This window comes from Amycolatopsis sp. NPDC051061 (assembly GCF_040682935.1).
Lineage (GTDB): Bacteria > Actinomycetota > Actinomycetes > Mycobacteriales > Pseudonocardiaceae > Amycolatopsis.
This window is the reverse complement of record NZ_JBFBBZ010000010.1, coordinates 226,664-247,705: the sequence shown is the minus strand read 5'-3', so window position 1 is coordinate 247,705 and position 21,042 is coordinate 226,664. Positions and strand designations below refer to the sequence as shown.

At 72.4% G+C, this 21,042-nt stretch carries 17 protein-coding genes and 1 pseudogene; 9 read left to right on the top strand and 9 right to left on the bottom strand.

What is annotated here, in order from left to right; translation table 11 throughout:
- Nucleotides 1-79 precede the first annotated feature (79 nt).
- Together AB0N03_RS16610 and AB0N03_RS16605 are read right to left on the bottom strand one after the other, a co-directional pair.
- Nucleotides 80-163, bottom strand: a pseudogene (locus tag AB0N03_RS16610) (hypothetical protein); the annotation flags it as partial.
- Between the two features lie 101 nt (nucleotides 164-264).
- Nucleotides 265-708, bottom strand: a complete 444-nt coding sequence (locus AB0N03_RS16605) for a MarR family transcriptional regulator (protein ID WP_364371643.1) — start codon at nucleotides 706-708, stop codon at nucleotides 265-267.
- 78 nt (nucleotides 709-786) lie between these two features.
- On the opposite strand from AB0N03_RS16605, the gene AB0N03_RS16600 reads away from it, so the two are divergent.
- Nucleotides 787-1,260 (top strand): DUF2087 domain-containing protein, encoded by a 474-nt coding sequence (locus AB0N03_RS16600; protein WP_364371640.1) that lies wholly within the window; start codon nucleotides 787-789, stop codon nucleotides 1,258-1,260.
- Here the strand turns inward: AB0N03_RS16600 and AB0N03_RS16595 are convergent.
- Both AB0N03_RS16595 and AB0N03_RS16590 read right to left on the bottom strand, forming a co-directional pair.
- Nucleotides 1,224-2,192 (bottom strand): sigma-70 family RNA polymerase sigma factor, encoded by a 969-nt coding sequence (locus AB0N03_RS16595; RefSeq protein WP_364371637.1) that lies wholly within the window; start codon nucleotides 2,190-2,192, stop codon nucleotides 1,224-1,226. The two genes, AB0N03_RS16600 and AB0N03_RS16595, sit on opposite strands and share 37 nt — an antisense overlap.
- Before the next feature lie 33 nt (nucleotides 2,193-2,225).
- Nucleotides 2,226-2,741: a bifunctional nuclease family protein gene (locus tag AB0N03_RS16590; RefSeq protein ID WP_364371635.1), complete on the bottom strand. Its 516-nt coding sequence runs from the start codon at nucleotides 2,739-2,741 to the stop codon at nucleotides 2,226-2,228.
- Nucleotides 2,742-2,899: 158 nt separating this feature from the next.
- Between AB0N03_RS16590 and AB0N03_RS16585 the strand changes: the two genes are divergently transcribed.
- Nucleotides 2,900-3,367: an SRPBCC family protein gene (locus tag AB0N03_RS16585; RefSeq protein ID WP_364371632.1), complete on the top strand. Its 468-nt coding sequence runs from the start codon at nucleotides 2,900-2,902 to the stop codon at nucleotides 3,365-3,367.
- A 217-nt stretch (nucleotides 3,368-3,584) separates the two neighbouring features.
- Complete coding sequence (locus AB0N03_RS16580; RefSeq protein WP_364371629.1) at nucleotides 3,585-5,018, top strand: MFS transporter; 1,434 nt, start codon at nucleotides 3,585-3,587, stop codon at nucleotides 5,016-5,018.
- Here the strand turns inward: AB0N03_RS16580 and AB0N03_RS16575 are convergent.
- A complete protein-coding gene (locus AB0N03_RS16575; RefSeq protein WP_364371626.1) occupies nucleotides 4,946-6,355 on the bottom strand; it encodes a PLP-dependent aminotransferase family protein in 1,410 nt (469 codons plus the stop codon). The two genes, AB0N03_RS16580 and AB0N03_RS16575, sit on opposite strands and share 73 nt — an antisense overlap.
- Nucleotides 6,356-6,436: 81 nt before the next feature.
- Here AB0N03_RS16575 and AB0N03_RS16570 point away from each other — a divergent pair, with 81 nt between their 5' ends.
- On the top strand, nucleotides 6,437-7,642 hold the full coding sequence (locus AB0N03_RS16570; protein ID WP_364371624.1) for an MFS transporter: 1,206 nt from the start codon (nucleotides 6,437-6,439) through the stop codon (nucleotides 7,640-7,642).
- An 18-nt stretch (nucleotides 7,643-7,660) separates the two neighbouring features.
- Here AB0N03_RS16570 and AB0N03_RS16565 read toward each other — a convergent pair whose 3' ends face one another.
- On the bottom strand, nucleotides 7,661-9,109 hold the full coding sequence (locus AB0N03_RS16565) for a helix-turn-helix domain-containing protein (RefSeq protein WP_364371621.1): 1,449 nt from the start codon (nucleotides 9,107-9,109) through the stop codon (nucleotides 7,661-7,663).
- Between the two features lie 164 nt (nucleotides 9,110-9,273).
- Here AB0N03_RS16565 and AB0N03_RS16560 point away from each other — a divergent pair, with 164 nt between their 5' ends.
- From AB0N03_RS16560 to AB0N03_RS16550, 3 genes are read left to right on the top strand one after another with little or no spacing between them, the layout of a single operon-like run.
- Nucleotides 9,274-10,287 (top strand): amidohydrolase family protein, encoded by a 1,014-nt coding sequence (locus AB0N03_RS16560; RefSeq protein ID WP_364371681.1) that lies wholly within the window; start codon nucleotides 9,274-9,276, stop codon nucleotides 10,285-10,287.
- A gap of 1 nt (nucleotide 10,288) precedes the next feature.
- Entirely contained in the window at nucleotides 10,289-10,963 is a 675-nt protein-coding gene (locus AB0N03_RS16555; RefSeq protein WP_364371618.1) for an iron-sulfur cluster assembly protein, read from the top strand.
- On the top strand, nucleotides 10,960-11,985 hold the full coding sequence (locus AB0N03_RS16550; RefSeq protein WP_364371616.1) for an NAD(P)-dependent alcohol dehydrogenase: 1,026 nt from the start codon (nucleotides 10,960-10,962) through the stop codon (nucleotides 11,983-11,985). Before AB0N03_RS16555 ends, AB0N03_RS16550 begins: the two co-directional genes overlap by 4 nt.
- A gap of 84 nt (nucleotides 11,986-12,069) precedes the next feature.
- On the opposite strand, the gene AB0N03_RS16545 is transcribed toward AB0N03_RS16550, so the two are convergent.
- The 3 genes from AB0N03_RS16545 to AB0N03_RS16535 form a co-directional block, all read right to left on the bottom strand.
- Nucleotides 12,070-12,858, bottom strand: coding sequence for a hypothetical protein (locus AB0N03_RS16545; RefSeq protein ID WP_364371613.1), 789 nt, complete (start codon nucleotides 12,856-12,858; stop codon nucleotides 12,070-12,072).
- A gap of 87 nt (nucleotides 12,859-12,945) precedes the next feature.
- Entirely contained in the window at nucleotides 12,946-14,472 is a 1,527-nt protein-coding gene (locus AB0N03_RS16540; protein ID WP_364371610.1) for a CehA/McbA family metallohydrolase, read from the bottom strand.
- A gap of 87 nt (nucleotides 14,473-14,559) precedes the next feature.
- Nucleotides 14,560-14,886, bottom strand: coding sequence for a hypothetical protein (locus AB0N03_RS16535; RefSeq protein WP_364371607.1), 327 nt, complete (start codon nucleotides 14,884-14,886; stop codon nucleotides 14,560-14,562).
- Between the two features lie 112 nt (nucleotides 14,887-14,998).
- On the opposite strand from AB0N03_RS16535, the gene AB0N03_RS16530 reads away from it, so the two are divergent.
- Both AB0N03_RS16530 and AB0N03_RS16525 read left to right on the top strand, forming a co-directional pair.
- Nucleotides 14,999-15,238, top strand: a complete 240-nt coding sequence (locus AB0N03_RS16530) for a hypothetical protein (protein WP_364371604.1) — start codon at nucleotides 14,999-15,001, stop codon at nucleotides 15,236-15,238.
- Nucleotides 15,239-15,512: 274 nt separating this feature from the next.
- On the top strand, nucleotides 15,513-20,978 hold the full coding sequence (locus AB0N03_RS16525) for a biotin carboxylase N-terminal domain-containing protein (protein ID WP_364371601.1): 5,466 nt from the start codon (nucleotides 15,513-15,515) through the stop codon (nucleotides 20,976-20,978).
- Nucleotides 20,979-21,042: the final 64 nt, after the last annotated feature.

Below are 21,042 nucleotides of genomic sequence, written 5' to 3'. Positions count from 1 at the left end.
GCCCTCCTTCGGAGGCGGTCGCCGGGAGGAACACGCGCCGCGGGCCGTACCGGTCGATCAGCCGGCCGGCCACCGGCTGCCCGACGGCGGTGGCCAGGTACAGCGCGGAGATCAGCCACGCGGTCGCCGACGCCGGTTGCCCGAACGCGACGCCGATCGGCACCAGCGCGACCGCGATGATCGTCGAGTTGACCGGGTTGAGGACCGCGCCCGAGATCAGCGGGGCGAGCAGCTTCCGGTCGAACCCGTCGCGCGTCCGGGTCGTCACGGCTCGACGACGCGGCCGAGCAACGCCAGCGCCTCGGTGACCACGGCCAGTTCGTCCTCGGTGAGCCGCTGCGCCAGGGACCGGGCCAGCCACTCTTGCCGCGCGGCGCGGGCGCCCTGGCCGTAGGCGCGGCCCTCGGGCGTGAAGAAGATCAGCTGGCGGCGGCCGTCGTCCGGGTCGTCCTCGCGGCGGACCAGGCCGAGCTTCTCCAGCGCGGCCACGGTCGCCGCCATCGACTGCGGGCGCACCCGCTCCGCGCCGGCCAGCACGCTCGCCGTCGCCGGCTCGATCTTCGCGAGCCGGGCGAGCGCCGAGGCCTGCGCGGAGGTCAGGTCGCCGACCGCCGTCGCGTCCATCATCTTCCGCCGCAGCCGGCCGACGAGCACGCGCAACGTCTGCGCGGCCGCGACCGCCGGAGCGGAAACCGTCTTCGAGGCCATATCGACAGGGTAGGCTTATCAGTTGACCCTGTCGACTTTTCGGGACAGGCGCGAGGAGTTCGAGTACGCTTCGCGCTCATGGCCGCACCGGAAGCGCTGATCTCCGCCCTCTCGGACCCCGCCCGCCTGCAGCTGTTCGCCCGCATCTGCGCCGCGCCCGGCGAGCTCCCGGCCGGCAGCGCCAAGCTCGTGAAGCGGCTGATCGACGCGGGGCTCGTCACCGCGGACGGGGACGCCTACCGGGCCGTGCCCGAGGTGTTCCGCGAGGCGCTCGCCAAGGGCCCGGCCGATCCGCTCGACGGGCTGTTCCGCCACGGCAGGCTCGTCACGATCCCGCATTCGGGCAAGCGGCGGCAGCTGCTGCTCGCCCACCTCGCCGAGCGGTTCGAGCCGGGCCGGCTCTACACCGAGCAGGACGTCCGCGAGAAGCTGTCGATGGTCCACGACGACCACGCGACGCTGCGCCGCTACCTCGTCGACGAGGGCCTGCTCCAGCGCAGCAACGACGGCGGCGCCTACGGCCGCCCGTCGGAGGCCCGCGCCGCCGGCTGAATCGCGGGAAGGTCGAACAGCGCCAGCACGGCGGGGTCGGCGAACACCACGTTGTGCGCTACGCGCCCCTTGGTCACGGTGAACACCTGCAGGGTGTGCAGCCGGTAGGTCCCCGTGTCGTCGCGGCAGTAGGCGACCAGGGCGGGCTGGCCGTTCGCGGAAGTGCGCGTCATCCGCCAATCCGGCCCGCGCATCGCGAACAGCCGCTCGAGGAACCGGCCGTAGCCGTCGCGGCCGAGGAACCACAGCGGCACCGGCGGCATCTCCAGCACGACGTCGTCGGTCAGCAGCTCGACCAGACCGGCGACGTCGGCGGATTCGAACGCCCGGACGTAGCGGTCGAGGACCGCTTCCACCGCCGTGTCGTCCGGTTCGGGAACTTCGTCCGCCGCCAGGTCGCCGAGACCCGCGCGGGCGCGCTGCAGGGCGCTGTTGACCGCGGCGGGCGTCGTCTCCAGGAAGCCGGCGACCTCTGCCGCGCTGAACTCCAGGACGTCGCGCAGGATCAGCACCGCGCGCTGCTTGGGCGGCAGCGTCTGCATCGCCGCGAGCAGCGCCAGCCGCAGCGTGCCCCGGCGGGCCAGGCGCAGGCCGGGGTCGTCCAGGCGCGCGTCCGGGAAGGGGTGCAGCCACGGGATCTCGAACGACGGCGTCAGCGGCGCGCCCGGGTCTTCGCTGGGGCGGCCGAGGCCCGAGGGCAGCGGCCGCCGGGCCCGGCTTTCCACCGCGGTGAGGCAGGCGTTGGTGGCGATCCGGTAGAGCCAGGTGCGCACCGAAGCGCGGGCCGGGTCGTAGCCGTCCCACGCCTTCCAGGCGCGCACCAGCGTCTCCTGCACCAGGTCTTCGGCTTCGTGCACCGAGCCGAGCATCCGGTAGCAGTGCACCAGCAGCTCACGCCGGTGCGGCTCGGTGTTCGTCGTGAAGTCCGGCATCACTCTCCCGTCGGTGGTCCGGGAGATGATTCCCTACTGCTCGTCGAAGTCCTCGGGCCGCAGGCCGTCGAGCTCGGCGCGGAAGCGGGCGACCTCGGCCTCGGTGTCGAGCACGTCGGCGGCCGGGCCTTCGGCTTCCTGCTCGACCTCCAGCTGCACGGACGCGACGTCGAGCACCTCTTCGGCGACACTGATCGGCGCGCCCTGCCGCAGGCCGAGCGCGACGGCGTCGCTGGGGCGGGCCGACACGCGGGTGCCGTCGACGAGCACGAGATCGGCGTAGAAGATGCCGTCCCGCACCTCGGTCAGCTCCACGGCGGCGACACCCTGGCCGAAGGCGGCGAGCACGTCACCGAGCAGCTCGATCGTGCCCGGCCGCGGCTGCGCGATCTGCTCGCGCGCCCGCACGAGGGCCTCGGCCTCGCCGTACCCGATCATGATGGCCAGCCAGCGCCGGGCGCCGTCCGGTTCCCGGAGCAGCATCAGGGGCGCCTCGCCGGGCACCGGAACGGCCATGCCCACGACCTCGATCGGGATCACGCTGACCACCGCACCCTCCGTATAGGTACTCCTCCGCGCGCCAGGTACCCAGAACGACGGCGTTTGCAACGTGCTTCGGCGGCGGAGTTTTTCACCCGGCTCTCCTGGACTGCGGACAACGCTTGCGAACCTTGCCCGGCCCGGGGCGGCGCTGTCACCGTCGAAGCGTGGAACCGACGATTTCGCGCAGCACCGACGTCCCGGCCGACCCGGACACGGTGTGGTCGTGGGTCACCGACCTGCCCCGGATGGGCGAGCTGAGCCCGGAGAACGTCGGCGGCCGCTGGCTCGACACCCCGGGCTTGGGCGCGCGCTTTCGCGGCCGCAACCGCAACGGCGAGCTGCAGTGGTGGACGCGGGTGAAGGTGGTGGCGTTCGAGGAGGGCCGCCGGTTCGCGTTCGACGTGCGGACGCCGCTGGGGTCGCGGGTGTCGCGGTGGGAGTACGTGCTGACGCCGAGCCCGGCGGGGTGCCGGGTGACCGAGAACTGGTACCGGAGCGGGGCCTGGGTGGTGCGCAAGTTCATGGGGCCGCGGGTGACCGGACGGGCGGACCGGCCGGGGTACAACGTGCGGTCCATCGAGCACACCCTGGCGGCGTTGAAGGCCCGGGCGGAGCAGCGCGCCGCCGCGTGAGGCGGCCCGGCCTGCCGCCCGCTCGCCCGCCCGCCCGCCCGCGACGTCGCGAATGACTCATTCGCGGCGCCGGAGGTCCCGTATGAGTCATTCGCGGCACTTTCGCGGCCGGCTGCGCGCCCGGCCCCGCGCGTGACCTACATCGCGCTGAACTGGTCAGTCTCTTGTTGAGACCCACACCCTCCGGCTAGGTTGCTTTTTCAAACCTAGGAGGGCCATGACCGACACCGCGCCGAAGCCCGGCCTCGTGCTGCTGGTCGTCTCGACCGCGGCGTTCCTCGCCAGCCTCGACACGTTCATCGTCACGATCGCGTTCCCCGGCATCCGGGCCGCCTTCCCCGGCGACGACCTCGCCACGCTGTCGTGGGTGCTCAACGGCTACACCGTCCTGTTCGCCGCCTGCCTCGCCCCCGCCGGCCGGCTGGCCGACCGGTACGGCCGGAAGCGGCTGTTCCTCCTCGGCGTCGTCGTCTTCACCCTCGCCTCGGCCGCGTGCGCCGCCGCGCCGTCCATCCCCGTTCTCATCGCCTTCCGCGCGGTGCAAGCGATCGGCGCCGCGCTCGTCATGCCGACGTCGCTGGCCCTGCTGCTGACGGCCTTCCCCGCGCACCGGCGGCCGATGGCGGTCGGCGTCTGGGCGTCCGTGGGCGCCGCGGCCGCCGCGCTCGGGCCGCCCGTCGGCGGTCTGCTCGTCGAGGCGTCGTGGCGCTGGGTCTTCCTGGTGAACCTGCCTATCTGCGCGCTGACGCTGCTGGCCGGGCCGCGCGTCCTGCGCGAGTCCCGGGACACCACCCCCGGCGTCCCGGACCTGCTCGGCGCGGCCGGGCTCCTCGCCGGCGTCGGGGCGCTGGCCTACGCGCTGGTCGAAGCGCCCGACCGCGGCTGGACCGCGGGGCCGGTGCTGCTCGCGTTCGCGGTCGCCGTGGTCGCGCTGGCGTGGGTGCCGCTGCGCTCGGCGCGCCACGCCGTGCCGGTGCTGGACCTGCCGGCACTGCGCGTCCCGACGCTGTGGCTGGCGTGCGTCACGACCGGCGTGTTCGCGGCCGGCTTCGCCGCGATGCTGTTCGGCAACGTCCTGTTCCTGACGTCGATCTGGCACGACTCGATCCTGGTCGCCGGGCTGTCCCTGGCCCCCGGGCCGCTGATGGTGGTCCCGGTGTCGATCCTCGGCGGCCGGTTCGTGCACCGTTTCGGCCCGGGCCCGGCGGTCGCCCTCGGCGGCATCTCGTTCGGGGCGGGCGTGCTGATCTGGTTGCTGCGCATGGGTTCGACGCCCGACTACGCGACGTCGATGCTGCCCGGCCAGCTCCTGACCGGCATCGGCGTCGGGCTGATCCTGCCGAGCCTGTCGGGCGTCGTGGGCACGGTCCTGCCGCCGGCGCGGTGGGGCGCGGGCTCGTCGATGGTCAACACGATGCGGCAGATCGGAACGGTCCTGGGGACGGCGGTGCTGGTGGCGATCTTCGCGGGAACCCCGGACCTGACGGACTTCCGGCACGGCTGGCTCCTGGTCCTGGGCACCGCGGCAGCGACGTCGGCGGGCGGACTGCTGATCGCCGCGCGCCGCCGCACGGATCACTACGTGGAGCCCCAGGCCTCGTCCAGCGCGGCGAGCCCGTCGTCGATCCTCTCCACCGGGATCGAGCCGTAGCCGAGGACCAGCCCCGGGGCCGGATACCCGCCGCACAGGTCGGAAAGCGTCTGGACCGCCACGCCCGCGCCCGCCGCCCGCTCGGCGATGGGTTCCAGGTCTTCCTCGGCGAGGGCGCACAAGTGCAAGCCCGCCGCCGAGGGAACCACCTGGAGACGGCCGGCGAACACTCGGTCCACAGTGGACGTGATCCGCTCGTGCCGCTCCGCGTACACCTTCGTCGCGCGGCGGATGTGACGGGCGAACAGCCCTTCGTCGATGAAGCGGGCCAGCGCGGCTTGGGCCGGGACGTCGCCGTGCCAGTCCGACAGCTGACGCGCGTGGCCCAAGGCGTCCTGCAACGACGGCGGTGCGACCAGGAAACCCAGGCGCAGCATGGGAAGCAGCGTCTTCGAGAACGACCCGACGTACGCCACGCGCCCGCCGCGGTCCAGGCTCTGCAACGGTTCCAGGGGCCGGTCGGAGAACCGGAACTCGCTGTCGTAGTCGTCCTCGACGACGACCGCGTCCGCGCGCTCCGCCCACGCCAGCAGCGCCGTGCGGCGGGCCAGCGACATCGGCGTTCCGAGCGGGAATTGGTGCGACGGCGTGACGTACACCAGCTTCGTCCGCGACGGCAATGCGGCGACGTCGAGACCTTCGCCGTCCACGGGCACTCCGACGACTTCGGCGCCGTGGGACGCGAAGAGCAGCTTCGCCTGCCGGTAGCCCGGCTCTTCGACGGCCACGCGGTCACCCGGTGAGAGCAGCACGCGGCACAGCAGGTCGAGAGCCTGCTGTGCGCCTTGGGTGACGAGCACGTCGTCCGCGTCGGCGCGCACCGAGCGCGAGACGCCGACGTGCCGGGCGATCGCCGCGCGCAGGCCCGGGTGGCCACCGGGGTCGACGTAGTGCACGAACCCGGCCGCGGCTCGCAGCTCCCGCGCGAGCAGTCGCCGCCAAGTCTCGAGCGGGAACAGGGCGGCGTCGGGGATGCCGACGCGGAAGTCGTACTCCGGTGCTTCCGCCACCGCGGCGACCGGCGACGGCAGCGACCGCCAGATCGCCTTGGGCCGCGGGCCCCGCGCCGAAGGAGCCTTACGCGGCTTCGGCGCCGGAAGGGAACCGCTGACGTACGTCCCGGCGCCGACGCGGCCGGTGAGGAACCCGTCGGCGGTCAGCCGGTCGTAGGCGACCGCGACGGTGTTGCGCGAAACCGCCAGGCGCCGCGCCAGCTCACGCGTCGGCGGCAGCCGCTCCCCCGCCCGCAGCCTGCCGTCGAGCACGGCGTCGCGCAACTGCCGGTAGATCCGGACGGACAGATCGCCGCGCCCGGCCAGGCTGACGTGGAAGTCCATCCGGCGAGGCTACATTGGCCCAATCCGATTCGAGGGAATTGGCTCTGGGATCGGGCCAAGTTCCGCTCTAGCGTTACCGTCATGACGCTGACTGCGGACCGCCCCGCACCCGCCCGCTCCGGTCGGCTGCTGGCCGCCGCCCAGCTGGCCGGTTCGCTCGGCGACGGCGCGTTCCTCACCTGCTCGGTGCTGTTCTTCACGCGCATCGTCGGACTGAGCCCGGCGCAGGTCGGGCTGGGCCTCACGCTCGGCTGGGCGGTGGGCTCGGTCGCGGGCGTCCCGCTCGGCCACCTCGCCGACCGCCACGGCGCCCGGGGCTCCGCGGTGCTGCTGGCGCTGGCGACGAGCGCGTCGATCCTGACGTTCCTGCTGGTCCGCACGCCGCTGCTGTTCGCGCTTGCCGCCTGCCTCTACGGCAGCTGCCAGACCGGCCTCGCCGCGGTCCGCCAGGCGCTGCTGGCCGCGCTGGCCGATCCGGAACGGCGCACGCGCATCCGGGCCCGGTTGCAGTCGGCGGGCAACGCGGGGCTCGCCGTCGGCGCCGGGCTGGGCGGCCTCGCGCTCTCGGCCGACACCGCGCCGGCGTACCTGACGGTCTTCGTGCTCGACGCGCTGAGCTTCGTGGTCACCGCGGCGCTCATGCTCGCGCTGCCCACCGTGACGACGTCGGCCCCGCGCGCCGGCGAGCCGAAGCTGGCCGTGCTGCGCGATCGGCCGTACGCGCTGGTGACGCTGCTCAACGCGGTCCTGCTGCTGCGCATGCCGCTGCTGAGCGTCGCGATCCCGCTGTGGATCGTCGAGCGGACCCCCGCGCCGGGCTGGACGGTGTCCGCGCTGTTCGTGCTCAACACGGTCGTGGTGGTACTGCTCCAGGTCCGCGTGGCGGGACGGCTGGCGAGCATCGGCTCGGCGGCGCGGATGGTGCGCCGATCGGGGGTGCTGCTCTGCGCGTCGTGCGTGGCATTCGCGCTGTCGGCGTCCGGGACATCGCCGTGGATCGCGTTCGCGGTACTGCTCGTGGGCGCGGTGGTACAGGTGTTCGGCGAGATGCTGCAGTCGGCGGGCACGTGGGAGATCGGCTTCGCGCTGGCGCCGGCCGACCAGCAGGGGCAGTACCAGGGTTTTTTCGGCACGGGGGTGTCGGTGGCGCGCGCGATCGGGCCGGTGCTGCTGAGCACGGTGGTGATCGGCTGGGGCCTGCCGGGGTGGCTGCTGCTGGGGGCGGTCTTCGTGGCGGCGGGGTGGGCGATGGGCCCGGCGGTCCGCTGGGCCCAGGCCACGCGCTGACCCGCCGCCGAGTGACGGTCAGGACTTCAGCTGTCGCGCGTTCAGGCCGTACTGCGCCATCTTCCGATACAACGTCGCCCGGCCCATGCCGAGCTTCCCCGCCGCCCGCACCACCGTCGCCCCCGGCTCGGACAGGCACCGCACGATCTCGTCCCGCTCCATCGCCTGCAGCCGGCTCAACCGGTGCCCCACCCGGCTGAACACCTCCGCCGGCAGATGCGCCGTATCGACCACCTCGGACCGCGAAGCCGCTTCGCGCACCACCCGCCGTAGCTGCTTCGCGTTCTCCGGCCAGTCGTAAGCCGTCAACGCACGCGAAGCCGCCGAAGTGAACGTGACGTCCCGGCCACGGTCTCGCCGGGCGAAGTGGTGGGCCAGCGGGAGGACGTCGTCCGGCCGGAAGCGCAACGCCGGGACCTCGACCACCCGGTCCACCAGCGGCCGCAGCGCCGCCGGCACCGAACCCGCGTCAGACGCGGTGAGCACGAACGGCGCCGGCCCGTCGCCCCGGGTCTCGGCGAACCGCCGGGCCAGCTCCTCCGCCGCCCACGCGGGCAGCGCCTCCACGCCCGACACGATCACGCACGTACTTTCCTTGGCCAGCTCGGGCGTCCACAGCGTCAGCCACGTGTCGACGTCGTCCGGCGCCGGCGGCCGCGCGTTCAAAATCCGCTCGCGCGGCCGCAGCTGCCGCCGCGCCAGCGCCGCCAGCGCCGTCTTGCCCACGCCCGGCTCCCCGACCACCGCGACGACCCGGCCCGCTCCGAACGCCGTCTGCGCCGCGCCGGCCGCGGTGGTCCAGGCGGCCGACAGCCGCAGCCCGTCACCCGGGTCGACGCGGTCGGCGTAGACCCGGAAGACCTCGCCCCGCGGCGTCGGCCGGGCGACGCGCCCGGACGCGCGCGCCAGCATCAGCGCCGCCGTGTTTCCGGCGGCGGCCTGCGCCAGCGCCAGCAGCAGCTCCGACGACTGCTCCGACCAGGTCGTGAGGTTGACGCTGCCGGCGAGCGCCCCGGTCAGCGGGTCGAGCACGGGCACCGCCGCGCAGGTGTAACCACGGAGGTCGGTGCAGTAGTGCTCGCTCGCCCGGACCAGCGACGGCGCCCGGTCGGCGAGCGCCAGGCCGAGCCCGTTGGTGCCCGCGTTGCTCTCCGCGAAGTAGAACCCCGGCGCCAGGTGCACGCGGTCGAGCGAGCGGTTGATGGACGCGTCCGTGCACAGCCGGCTCAGCACCAGGCCTTCGCTGTCGGTGATCATCAGGCTGATCGGCTCGTTGGCCAGCGTCGCCTGCAGGCCGCGCAGCACCTCGGTGCCGCATTCGTAGAGCAGCGAACCGGTGTCGACCGCGCCCGAGAACACCGGCACGACCTCGTCCTCGGGCACGCCGTAGCGCTCGCTGCGCTGCCAGGACGCACGCAGCCGGGCCGCGTCGAACGACCGCGTGACGTGCACCTGCGGGTGCTCCACCTCGACCTCCCGGGACGCGCCGCTGCGTCGGACTTCCCCCCAGCCTACGTCCGCCGTCCGGGCGAAGGCGGCCCGAGCTGTCTCATATCGAGACACCCGACGGGTCCCTGCCCAGCCCCGACGTCCCTAGCGTCGCCTGCACTGTGCCAACCGTGGAGGAACGCATGTACAGCAAGGACGGCGAGACGTACTTCATCGTGGACGCCCACGTGGCGCTCTGGGACGCGCGCCCGGAGAACCAGCGGAACATCCACGGCAAGCAGTTCATCGACTGCTTCTACGACTACCACCGCAACCTCAGCCCCGAGGCCGAGGTGTGGCCGTACGAGGACTACCTCTACCAGGGCGGCGAACGGCTGATGCGCGACCTGTTCGAAAACGGGTACGTCGACCACGCGATCTTCCAGCCCGCGTACCTCGGCGCGTTCTACAACAACGGGTTCGGACAGACCGAAGAAGCCTTCGCGCTGAAGCAGCAGCACCCGGACAAGCTGACGTACAACCACTTCTTCGACCCGCGGTTCGAGCAGGCCGGCATCGACCGGCTGCGTCGCGACGCGGAACGCTTCGACCTCAAGGGCGTCAAGCTCTACACCGCCGAGTGGCAGGGCGACTCGCGCGGCTACAGGCTCGACGACAAGTGGACGTACAAGTACTTCGAGGCCTGCCAGGAGCTGGGCATCAAGAACATCCACGTCCACAAGGGACCGACGATCCGGCCGCTGGACCGCGACGCCTTCGACGTCGCCGACGTGGACCACGCCGCCACCGACTTCACCGACCTCAACTTCGTCGTGGAGCACTGCGGGCTGCCGCGGCTGGAGGACTTCTGCTGGATCGCGACGCAGGAGCCGAACGTCCACGCGGGACTGGCGGTGGCGATCCCGTTCATCCACACCCGGCCGAAGTACTTCGCGCAGATCATCGGCGAACTGCTGTACTGGCTGGACGAGGACCGCATCCAGTTCTCCAGCGACTACGCGCTCTGGACGCCCCGCTGGTTGATCGAGCGGTTCGTCGACTTCCAGATCCCGGAGGACCTGCCGGAGTACGCGCCGCTGACCGTCGACCAGAAGAAAAAGATCCTCGGCCTCAACGCGGCGGCGATGTACGACATCCCGGTGCCGGCGGAGCTCCAGCTGGCTCCGGTGGAGCCGCAGGCCGTGTCGATGGCCTGACGTGGACGCCTACACCGCGCTGGACGCGGTTCTCGACCCGGAGCTCGACGAGCCCATCACCGATCTCGGCTTCGTCAAGTCGCTGACCGTGGACGGCACCCGCGTGACCGTCCACTTGCGACTGCCGACGTCGTTCTGCGCGCCGAACTTCGCCTTCCTCATGGCGTCGGACGCGAAGGACGTGTTGACGGCGCTGCCGTGGACGTCGGAGGTCGTGGTGGAGCTCGACGACCACCACGACTCGGACCTCATCAACCGCGGGCTCGCCGCGGACGCCGGGTACCGCGGGACGTTCGGCCACGAGGCCGACGAAGACCTCGAGGAGCTGCGGCTGACGTTCCGCCGCAAGGCGCACCAGGCGGCGATGGAACGCGCGCTGACGGTGCTGCTGCGCGCGGACGAGGACGTCGACCTGCACGGCGCCACCCTCGCGGACCTGCCGGACACGGTGTCTTCCCAGGCGTTGCTCCGGCGTCGGGAGGCACTCGGGCTCTCGCTCGACGCTTCGGCGCCGGTGCTCGTCGATCACGACGGAACTCCTTTCCCCCGCGAGGAAATCCCGCTGCGGCTGCGGTTCGCCCGGTCGGTTCGCATCTCCATCGAAGGCAACTCGCACTTCTGCCGAGGGTTGCTCCGCACCCGCTATCCCGAGTCCACTGTGGAGGTTTCAGCATGAAGGCGGTCCAGGTCGTCGGGTACGACGAGCCGTTGCGGATGACCGACGTCCCCGAGCCTTCGGTCACCGGACCGTACGACGTGGTCGTGCGGATCGGCGGGGCGGGCGTCTGCCGCACCGACCTGCACATCCTCGAAGGCCAGTGGAAGGAGAAGTCCGGCGTCACGCTGCCCTACACGATCGGCCACGAGAACGCGGGCTGGGTGCACGCGGTCGGCGGCGCGGTGACCAATGTCGCCGAGGGCGACAAGGTGATCGTGCACCCGCTGATCACGTGCGGCCTGTGCCGGGCCTGCCGCTTCGGCGACGACGTCCACTGCACGCAGTCGCAGTTCCCGGGCATCGACACCGCGGGCGGCTACGCGGAGTACCTCAAGACGTCCGCGCGCAGTGTCGTGAAGATCGACGACTCGCTGGAGCCGGCGGACGTCGCGGCGCTGGCGGACGCCGGGCTGACGGCGTACCACGCGGCGGCGAAGGCGACGCGGCGCCTGCGTCCGGGCGACAAGTGCGTCGTCATCGGCGCGGGCGGGCTCGGGCACATCGGCATCCAGGTGCTAAAGGCGATCTCGGCGGCCGAGCTGATCGTCGTCGACCGCAACCCGGACGCGGTGAAGCTGGCGGTCTCGATCGGCGCGGATCACGGCGTGGTCGGCGACGGCTCCCAGGTCTCGCAGGTACTCGACCTGACCGGCGGAAACGGCGCCGAGACGGTGATCGACTTCGTCGGCGAAGGCGGCGCGACTCGCGACGGGATCGCGATGCTGCGGCGGGCGGGCGACTACCACGTCGTCGGCTACGGCGAGAACATCGACATCCCGACGATCGACATCATCTCGACGGAGATCAACCTGATCGGCAACCTGGTGGGTTCGTACAACGACCTGTGCGAGCTGATGGTGCTGGCCGCGCAGGGCCGCGTGAAGCTCCACACGGCGCGGTACTCGCTGGAAGAGTTCCAGACCGCGCTCGACGACCTCGACGCGGGTCGCATCCGCGGCCGCGCGATCCTGGTGCCGTAAGCGCCCCAATGTGGCCTTGGTTGCGTTCAACGCACCCAAGGGGCCCTTCGGTGCGTTGAACGCACCGAAGGCCACATTGGGGCGCTACTCGCTGGGCTGGGGCGCCGGGGCCTGGTGCAGTGAAAGATCCTGGCCGGCGGCGGAGTCCTGGGTCCAGGCCCCGGACTCCGCCGTCCACGTCTGGCCGGCGAAGCTCACCTTGTCCACGCCCAGCGCCTCGGCGCGCCCCACCAGCCAGCTCGCGTACGTCCACCCCTGCGCCGCCGGGTGGGCTCCACTCAAGCGAGCCGTGCCCAGCTCGTCAGTGGCCGCCGATGCCAGGTCTCCCGGCGCCGCCAAGGTCAGGTTCCGGCAGGTCAGCGTCGCCGGGAACTGGCCGGTGAACGCCGCCGCCAGCGCGCGGGACTGCGACTCCCACTGGGCGTACGCGTCCGGGACGCCCGAACGCTGGATCTCCTGGGCGGCCTCGGTGATCGGCAGCGTCTCCCAGCCCGGCAGCTTCTCGAGCTTCTCGTAGAACGCCGTCGCCGCGTAGACCGGGTCGCGCAGCTGCGCCACCGTGCCCCAGCCCTGGCTGGGCCGCTGCTGGAACAGCCCGACCGAATCGCGGTCACCGCCCTCGAGGTTGCGCAGCTTCGACTCCTGCAACGCCGTGGCCAGCGCGATCGTCGCCGCGTGCGGCGGCAGCCCGAGCTTGGTCCCGACGGCCGAGATCCGCGCGGCGTTGTCCATCTGCTCCGGGGTGAACGTGTACCCGCTCTGCCCGGCCACCGCGACCGTGCAGCCCGGCGTCTTCACCGGGCTGCGCGTCAGCACCACCGCCACGACGACCCCCGCGGTCAGCACCACGACCGCACCCAAGAAGAGGGCCACCTTCAGGCCACACCCGCGCACCCTGCCTCGCCTTCACCCGTTCGCACCAGTCTGCCAAAAGCAGGACGCGGCGCACCGGGGGGAGGTTCAGTGGCCGGTCCCGAGGAAGATCGGGTTCGACATCGCCACCATGGCGTTCGGCTGGGTGGTGTTCGGACCCCCGGACGGACGGCGGACCTCGACGCGCACCCACCGGGAGTAACGCGGGTACGTGGTCCACGTCACCGTCGCCGCGCCGGAGTCGCCGATGGTCTCCGTGTGTTCCGGCCCCAGCTGGTCGAGGAACGTCACCGTCGTCCCCGGCACGCCGCCGACCACCGCGCGCACCGTCGCCGGCGTCCCGGTGCCGGCCGGCAGCCGCTCGCCGATCCCCACCGTGCGGCCGCCGCCCGAGACCGTGAAGTCCAGCCGGACCGCCGACGACTCGGCCAGCCACGACCGCCCCGCCTTCAGCCCGGCCAGGAGTTCCTTGCGGCGCAACCGGTCTGCGAGGACGACGGTGTGCGGGAGCGCGACGCGCTGGTCCGGGTTGTGCGCGTCGGAGTCGCCGATCGCCGGGATGAACCGGCCGCCGCGCAGCAGACCGTCCCAGTGGATGACGCTCGCTTCGTCGTCCTGGGTCCACGGGCCGTTCCAGACCTCGACGAGGTCGGCGATCTCGTACGCGAACTCGTAGGTGCAGCCGAAGCAGTTGGCGAACGGGTGCGCCGCGGTGACCAGGCCGCCCGCGCGGTGCACCTGGTCGGTGAAGCGGCGGAAGTCCGCCGCGTCGGCCGCCCGGTAGCGCCAGTCGATCCACGTACCGGCGGGCAGGCCGATCGCGGGCCAGTGCCCGGACCGCGTCGTCACCTCTTCGCCGTTGAGGATCAGCAGGTCGTCGGTGGCGTACCGGCCCCACACGAGCTGCGAGCTGGACGTGTTGTGGTCGGTGGAGATCATGAAGTCGAGCCCGGCGGCGCGAGCGTCGGCGACCAGCTGCTCCGGGGTGCGGCGGCCGTCGGAGTGGACCGTGTGCAGGTGGCCGTCGCCGCGGTACCAGGCGCGGCCGCGTTCCCGGGCGGGCGCGGATTCGGGCGCGGGGTCCGGCTCGAACGGCGCGGCGTCCGGCCCGAAGGTGAGCGTGATGTCCACCTGGTAGTTCAGTCCCTGCGGCGCCACGGTGTACGGGCCGAGGACGACGTGCCACCGGCCCGGCTTGATCGGGCCGGCGAGGTAGCCCGGCGTCGCCTCGGACGCGCTGATCGAGAACCGGTCGCGGAAGCCGCCGGACCAGCCGCGGAAGCCGCGGGCGTTGCCCAGTTCATGGCCTTCCGGGCCGAACATGCCGATGTCGCAGGCGTTCCCGCGGGTGCCGGCGGGCACCTGGGGCTTGTCGTAGGAGTAGCCGACGTCGATCTGCCGCACGCCGCGCGGGACGTCGACCGGCAGGTAGTACCAGTCCGGGACGTCCGGCTTCAGGGTGCCGGTGACGGTCCGGGTCTGGCTGCCGGTGCCGCCCGGCTGGTCGGCGAACGCGACGCCGGGCAGCATCCCCAAGGCCGCCCCAGCCGCCCCGGCCGCCGCCACACCGCTCGCGCGCAGCAGTGCGCGCCGGCTCAAGTCCCCAGAACTCATGCGTACCTCCGCATCGAAAGACGTCCCCGACGCTAGGCCGCGAACGGGAACGCCGTCGAGAACCGGCGGTGAACTTACGGCGTCGGGTCAGGACCCGGTGCGCCGCGAAAGGATCTTGGCGAGCGCGACGACGGTGACGGCGGCGGCGAGCGCGATCCGGGTGCGGTCGACGGCGGGCACCCAGGTCACCGCGCCCTCGCGGACGACGAAGGCGCCGGCGGGGCGGGCGAGAACCCCGAACCCGGCACCTTCGCGAACGGGCAACGCGGCCGTGTCGCCGGCGCCTCCGCCACCACCACCGAACACCGCGGCGGCCGGGATGACGACGACCCCGTCCCGCTCGACCGCGTCCCCGTAGACGAGCTTCGCGGTGAACAGGTCCCGCGCGGTCGAGGCCAGCTGCCCGAGTTTCATCCGGCCATCATGGCGGCTTTTCGCCCGATCGGGTGTGAACGCGGTGTATCCGGGGAATCAACCACCGACACCTGTGCTTCATGGGGAGCGCTCGCTCCGAGGGGAGACCGCGATGACCTTCGACTTCGTCGGCCGGTGGCTGGGCAGGCATCGCGACCGTCCCGGGATCAGCGTCGACCTCTCCTGCGGCGGCCGGGTGACCTTGCGCGAGATCGACGGACGGCCGGTGCTGGCGATCACGACGGCCCCGGGCCCGGACGGCCGGTGCAGCGTCGCCGCCGTGCCGTTGTCGGAAGCGGAGCGGCGGGAGCTGAGCCACGTGCTCGAGGCGGACGTCCTGCTGGCCTCCTAGCCGACCCCTTATCTCCGCGCCACCGGATGTTCCCCTACTGGTTTCCGCCGTAAGCTCCGCACCGTGCTTTGTGGCAGTCCTCGCGAGAAATCCGGCCCCCACGGTGTGGCGCGGGTCGCTTTTTGTGGGGTTCCCACAACGCAGCCGCCTCGGCGTGCGCCATGGCGGACATTGGTCTACCCGGCGGTAATCCAGCAGGGTGTAGACAGGTGCAGGCGACGCCCCAGGACAGGTGCGTCGCCTTCTGTGCGTGGGTACTTGGGAGGCTCAGCCGGTGTTCAATCGTGTCGCCATCGTCAACCGCGGAGAGGCCGCGATGCGGCTCATCCACGCCGTCCGGGATCTGTCGGCGGAAACCGGTACGAAGATCGAGACGGTCGCCCTCTACACCGACGCGGACCGCACCGCCACCTTCGTCCGTGAGGCCGATCTGGCCTACGACCTGGGTCCGGCCTCGGCCCGCCCGTACCTCGACCTGGCCAAGCTCGAGCAGGCCCTCGTCGAGACGAAGGCCGACGCCGCGTGGGTCGGCTGGGGCTTCGTCGCCGAGGACCCGGCCTTCGCCGAGCTGTGCGAGAAGGTCGGCATCACCTTCGTCGGGCCGAGCGCCGACGCGATGCGCAAGCTCGGCGACAAGATCGGCGCGAAGCTGATCGCCGAGGAGGTCGGCGTCCCGGTCGCGCCGTGGAGCCGCGGCGAGGTCGCCACGCTCGAAGACGCGCTGAAGGCCGGCGACCGGATCGGCTACCCGCTGATGCTCAAGGCCACCGCGGGCGGCGGCGGGCGCGGCATCCGCATGGTCGCCTCCGGCGAAGATCTCGCCGACGCCTACGAGCGCACCAGCCAGGAAGCCCTGCGCGCCTTCGGTTCCGGCGTCGTGTTCCTCGAACGCCTGGTCACCGGCGCGCGGCACGTCGAGGTCCAGGTGATCTCCGACGGCGTGACGGCGTGGGCGCTCGGCGTCCGCGACTGCTCGGTGCAGCGGCGCAACCAGAAGATCATCGAAGAGTCCGCGTCGCCTGTCCTGGACCCGGCGCAGACCGCCGAGCTGAAGACGTCGGCCGAGCGCCTCGCGGTCAAGGTCGGCTACCGCGGCGCGTGCACCGTCGAGTTCCTCTACCACCCCGGCGAGAAGCTGTTCGCCTTCCTCGAAGTCAACACCCGCCTGCAGGTCGAGCACCCGATCACCGAGATCACCACCGGCACCGACCTGGTCCGGCTGCAGCTGCACGTCGCCGGCGGCGGCAAGCTCGAAGGCACCCAGCCGGCCGAGCTCGGCCACGCCGTCGAAGCCCGCCTCAACGCCGAGGACCCCGACCGCGACTTCGCCCCCTCCCCCGGCCGCATCGCGCGGCTGGCGCTGCCCGCCGGGCCGGGCATCCGCGTCGACACCGGCGTCAGCGAGGGCGACACCATCCCCGCCGACTTCGACTCGATGATCGCCAAGATCATCGCCTACGGCCGTGACCGCGACGAGGCGCTCGGCCGCCTGCGCCGCGCGCTGGGCGAGACCACCGTGATCATCGAGGGCGGCGCGACCAACAAGAGCTTCGTGCTCGACCTGCTCGACCAGCCCGAGGTCATCGACGCGAGCGCCGACACCGGCTGGATCGACCGCGTCCGCGCCGAAGGCCGCCTCGTCACCCACCGGCACTCCGCCGTCGCGCTCGCCGCGGCCGCCATCGAGGCCTACGAGGACGAGGAAGAGGTCTCCGTCCAGCGCCTGCTGGCCACCGCGCACGGCGGCCGCCCGCAGGTCCAGCACGAGACCGGCCGCCCGCTCGACCTCAAGCTCCGCGGGGTCGGCTACCGCGTCAGCGTCGCGCGCATCGGGCAGCAGCGCTTCCGCGTCGGCGTCTCGGCCGGGACGTCGGAGGTGCACCACGCCGACGTCGAGATCGAGCGCTTCGACGCCCACAGCGGCCGGCTCCGGGTCAACGGGCAGCGGTTCCGCCTGGTGGCGGCCACGCACGGCCCGATCCACCTCGTCGAGGTCGACGGCGTCACCCACCGCGTCAGCCGCGACGAGGGCGGCGTCGTCCGCTCCCCCGCGCCCGCGCTGGTGGTCGCGACGCCGCTGTCGGTCGGCGACGAGGTCGAGGCGAACGCGCCGATCCTCGTGCTGGAAAGCATGAAGATGGAGACGGTGCTGCGCGCGCCGTTCCTCGCCCGGGTCCGCGAGTGCCCGGTGTCGGTCGGCAGCCAGGTCGAGACCGGCGCGCCCCTGATGCGCCTGGAGCCCCTGGCCGACGGCGCCGAGGACGAGGTCGCCGAGGAGACCGAGACCGTCGAGATCGAGCTGCCGGCCGAGGCGGCCGACGTCTCCGCGGCCGACCGCGTCGAGCGCGGCCTGCAGGACCTGCGCAGCCTGCTGCTCGGCTTCGACGTCGACCCGTCGGAGCGCAAGCGCATCCTGTCGGCCTACGTCGCGGCGCGGACCGAGCTGGGCGGCCGTCCGGTCGAAGGCGAGCTGGAGCTGCTCACCGTCTTCGCCGACCTGTCCGAGCTCAGCCGCAACACCCCGGGCGGCGAGGACACCGTGCCGAACGGCGCGGTGCACAGCCCGCGCGAGTTCTTCCACAGCTACCTGCAGAGCCTCGACGTCGAACGCGCCGGCGTCAGCGAAGGTTTCCAGGCCAAGCTGGCCAAGGTGCTCGGCCACTACGGCGTCGACGGCCTGGAGCGCACCCCGGAACTGGAGTCCGCGGTCTTCCGGATCTTCCTGGCGCAGCAACGGACTTCGGCCGACGTCGCCGTCGTCTCGGAGCTGCTGCGGCTGTGGCTGGCCGCGGCGCAGCCGGCGGAGTCGCTGAGCGACCGCGCCGGGCTGGCCCTGGAGCACCTGGTCGAAGCCACGCAGGTGCGCTTCCCCGCGGTGTCCGACCTCGCTCGCGGCGTGGTGTTCCGGTGGTTCGCCCAGCCGCTGCTGCGCCGCCACCGCGCCGAGGTGTACGCCGCCGTCCGCACCGAGCTGCGTTACCTCGACCAGCACCCCGACGCCGCGGACCGCGCCGAGCGGATCCAGGCCATGATCACCGGCTCGCAGCCCCTCGTCCGGCTGATCGGGCAGCGGATCGGCCGCCCCGGCCGCGACCACGCGCCGCTGCTGGAGGTGCTGACCCGCCGCTACTACGGCAACCGCAGGCTGACGGGCGTCGCCGTGCGCGACGTCGCCGGCTGCCGGCTGCTGACCGCCGAGCTCAACACCCCGGACGGCGTGCTGCCGCTGGTCACCACCGCCGTCGACATCGCCGCCCTGCCCGAGGCCGTCCGCGCGCTCGGCGAGGTGGCCACCGAAGGCGTGGTCGCCGACCTGTACCTGCGCTGGGAGGACCAGCCGGACGTCGACGCGACCGCGGAGCGCCTCGGCGCGCTGCTGGCCGAGCACCCGCTGCCGGCGAGCGTGCGGCGCGTCGTGCTCACCGTGGCCGGCACCGGCGGCGCGGTCATGCACCACCACTTCACCTTCCGGCGCGAGGGCGCGGGCTTCACCGAAGACCGGTTGATCCGCGGCCTGCACCCGCAGATCGCGCACCGGCTGCAGCTGCAGCGGCTGCACGAGTTCGACCTCACCCGGCTGCCGTCGGCGGACGAGGAGATCTACCTCTTCAAGGCCGTGGCGAAGAGCAACCCGGCCGACGAGCGGCTGATCGCGATGGGCCAGGTCCGCGACCTGACCCCGCTGCGCGAGGCCGACGGCCGGCTGGTCGCGCTGCCCGCGCTCGAGGACGCGGTCACCGCGTGCCTCGACGCGATCCGCAACATCCAGGCGCAGCGGCCGCAGAACAAGCGGTTCGACACCAACCGGATCATGATGTACGTCTGGCCGCAGACGGAGCTGACCACCGAAGAGCTGAACACGCTCGTCCAGCGCATCCTGCCGACGTCGGTCGGTGCCGGGCTGGAGGAGGTCCAGTTCCTGGCCCGCCGGCGCACCGACGCGGGCAAGCTGACCGAGCTCGCCGTCCGGATCACCTTCGACCCCGGGCACGGCGCGCGGCTGCACGTCGGGCCGGCGTCGACCGAGCCGGTGCAGCCGCTCGACGACTACCGCCTGAAGGTGCTGCGCGCGGCACGGCGCGGCACGGTCTACCCGTACGAGCTGACCGGCCTGCTCTCCGGACCGGAGGGCACCTTCGTCGAGCACGACCTCGAGGCCGGGGCGCTGGTGCCGGTCGACCGGCCGAAGGGCCAGAACACCGCGGCGATCGTCGCGGGCGTCGTCACGACGCCGACCGACCGGCACTCCGAGGGCGTCACCCGCGTCGTGCTGATCGGCGACCCGACGAAGTCACTCGGCGCGTTGTCGGAGCCGGAGTGCTCGCGCGTCATCGCGGCGCTCGACCTGGCCGAGCGCATGCGCGTGCCGCTGGAGTGGTTCGCGCTGTCGTCGGGGGCACGGATCTCGATGTCCTCGGGCACCGAGAACATGGACTGGGTCGCCGCGGCGCTCAAGCGGATCGTCACGTTCACCCAGGACGGCGGCGAGATCAACATCGTGGTCAACGGCATCAACGTCGGCGCCCAGCCGTACTGGAACGCCGAAGCCACGATGCTCATGCACACCAAGGGCATCCTGATCATGACGCCGGACTCGGCGATGGTGCTCACCGGCAAGCAGGCGCTGGACTTCTCCGGCGGCGTGTCGGCGGAGGACAACTTCGGCATCGGCGGCTACGACCGCGTCATGGGCCCGAACGGCCAGGCGCAGTACTGGGCGCCCAACCTGCCCGCCGCCCGCGAAGTGCTGATGTCGCACTACGACCACACATACGTCGTGCCGGGCGAGGCCGGGCCGCGCAAGGTGGGCACGAACGACCCGATCGACCGCGACGTCTCGCCGTTCCCGCACGCGATCGCGGAGAGCGACTTCACGACCGTCGGCGAGATCTTCTCGGCCGAGCACAACCCGGACCGCAAGAAGCCGTTCGATATCCGCACGGTGATGCGCGCGCTGTCGGACCAGGACCACCCGGTGCTGGAGCGCTGGGCGGGCATGGCCGACGCCGACACGGCCGCGGTGCAGGACGTGCACATCGGCGGCCGCCCGGTCTGCCTGGTCGGCATCGAGTCCCGCTCGGTGCCCCGCCGCGGCTTCCCGCCCACCGACGGGCCGGACGCGTACACCGCGGGCACGCTGTTCCCGCGCTCGTCGAAGAAGACGGCGCGGGCGATCAACGCGGCGTCGGGCAACCGGCCGCTGGTCGTGCTGGCGAACCTCTCCGGGTTCGACGGCTCGCCGGAGTCCCTGCGCAAGCTGCAGCTGGAGTACGGCGCGGAGATCGGCCGGGCGATCGTTAACTTCGAGGGCCCGATCGTGTTCACCGTGATCTCGCGCTACCACGGCGGCGCGTTCGTGGTGTTCTCGAAGGCGCTCAACCCGAACATGACGGTGCTGGCCCTGGAGGGCTCGTTCGCCTCGGTGCTGGGCGGCGCCCCGGCGGCGGCGGTGGTGTTCGCCGGCGAGGTCGCCAAGCGCACGGCCAACGACCCGCGGGTGACGGAGCTGCAGGCCCAGGTCGCGGCGGCCGACGCTCCTTCCCGGGCGGCGTTGAGCACCCAGCTGGCCGAGGTCCAGTCGTCGGTCCGCGCGGAGAAGGTCAGCGAGATCGCGGCGGAGTTCGACAAGGTGCACAGCATCCAGCGAGCGGTGGAGGTCGGCTCGGTGGACGCGATCATCAGCACCGCCGAGCTGCGGCCGCGCATCATCGAGGCCATCGAACACGGCTTGAAGAAGTAGCCGAAAGCTTCTTCGGTGGGCGGCACTTTCCCGGAAAGTGCCGCCCTTCGCCGTTGAGCGGTTT

Bases quoted from the DNA above. Each gene is read 5' to 3' on its own strand.
- AB0N03_RS16605 (WP_364371643.1), bottom strand. From the start codon at position 708: ATGGCCTCGAAGACGGTTTCCGCTCCGGCGGTCGCGGCCGCGCAGACG.
- AB0N03_RS16600 (WP_364371640.1), top strand. From the start codon at position 787: ATGGCCGCACCGGAAGCGCTGATCTCCGCCCTCTCGGACCCCGCCCGC.
- AB0N03_RS16595 (WP_364371637.1), bottom strand. From the start codon at position 2,192: ATGCCGGACTTCACGACGAACACCGAGCCGCACCGGCGTGAGCTGCTG.
- AB0N03_RS16580 (WP_364371629.1), top strand. From the start codon at position 3,585: ATGACCGACACCGCGCCGAAGCCCGGCCTCGTGCTGCTGGTCGTCTCG.
- AB0N03_RS16575 (WP_364371626.1), bottom strand. From the start codon at position 6,355: ATGGACTTCCACGTCAGCCTGGCCGGGCGCGGCGATCTGTCCGTCCGG.
- AB0N03_RS16570 (WP_364371624.1), top strand. From the start codon at position 6,437: ATGACGCTGACTGCGGACCGCCCCGCACCCGCCCGCTCCGGTCGGCTG.
- AB0N03_RS16560 (WP_364371681.1), top strand. From the start codon at position 9,274: ATGTACAGCAAGGACGGCGAGACGTACTTCATCGTGGACGCCCACGTG.
- AB0N03_RS16550 (WP_364371616.1), top strand. From the start codon at position 10,960: ATGAAGGCGGTCCAGGTCGTCGGGTACGACGAGCCGTTGCGGATGACC.
- AB0N03_RS16540 (WP_364371610.1), bottom strand. From the start codon at position 14,472: ATGAGTTCTGGGGACTTGAGCCGGCGCGCACTGCTGCGCGCGAGCGGT.
- AB0N03_RS16535 (WP_364371607.1), bottom strand. From the start codon at position 14,886: ATGAAACTCGGGCAGCTGGCCTCGACCGCGCGGGACCTGTTCACCGCG.
- AB0N03_RS16530 (WP_364371604.1), top strand. From the start codon at position 14,999: ATGACCTTCGACTTCGTCGGCCGGTGGCTGGGCAGGCATCGCGACCGT.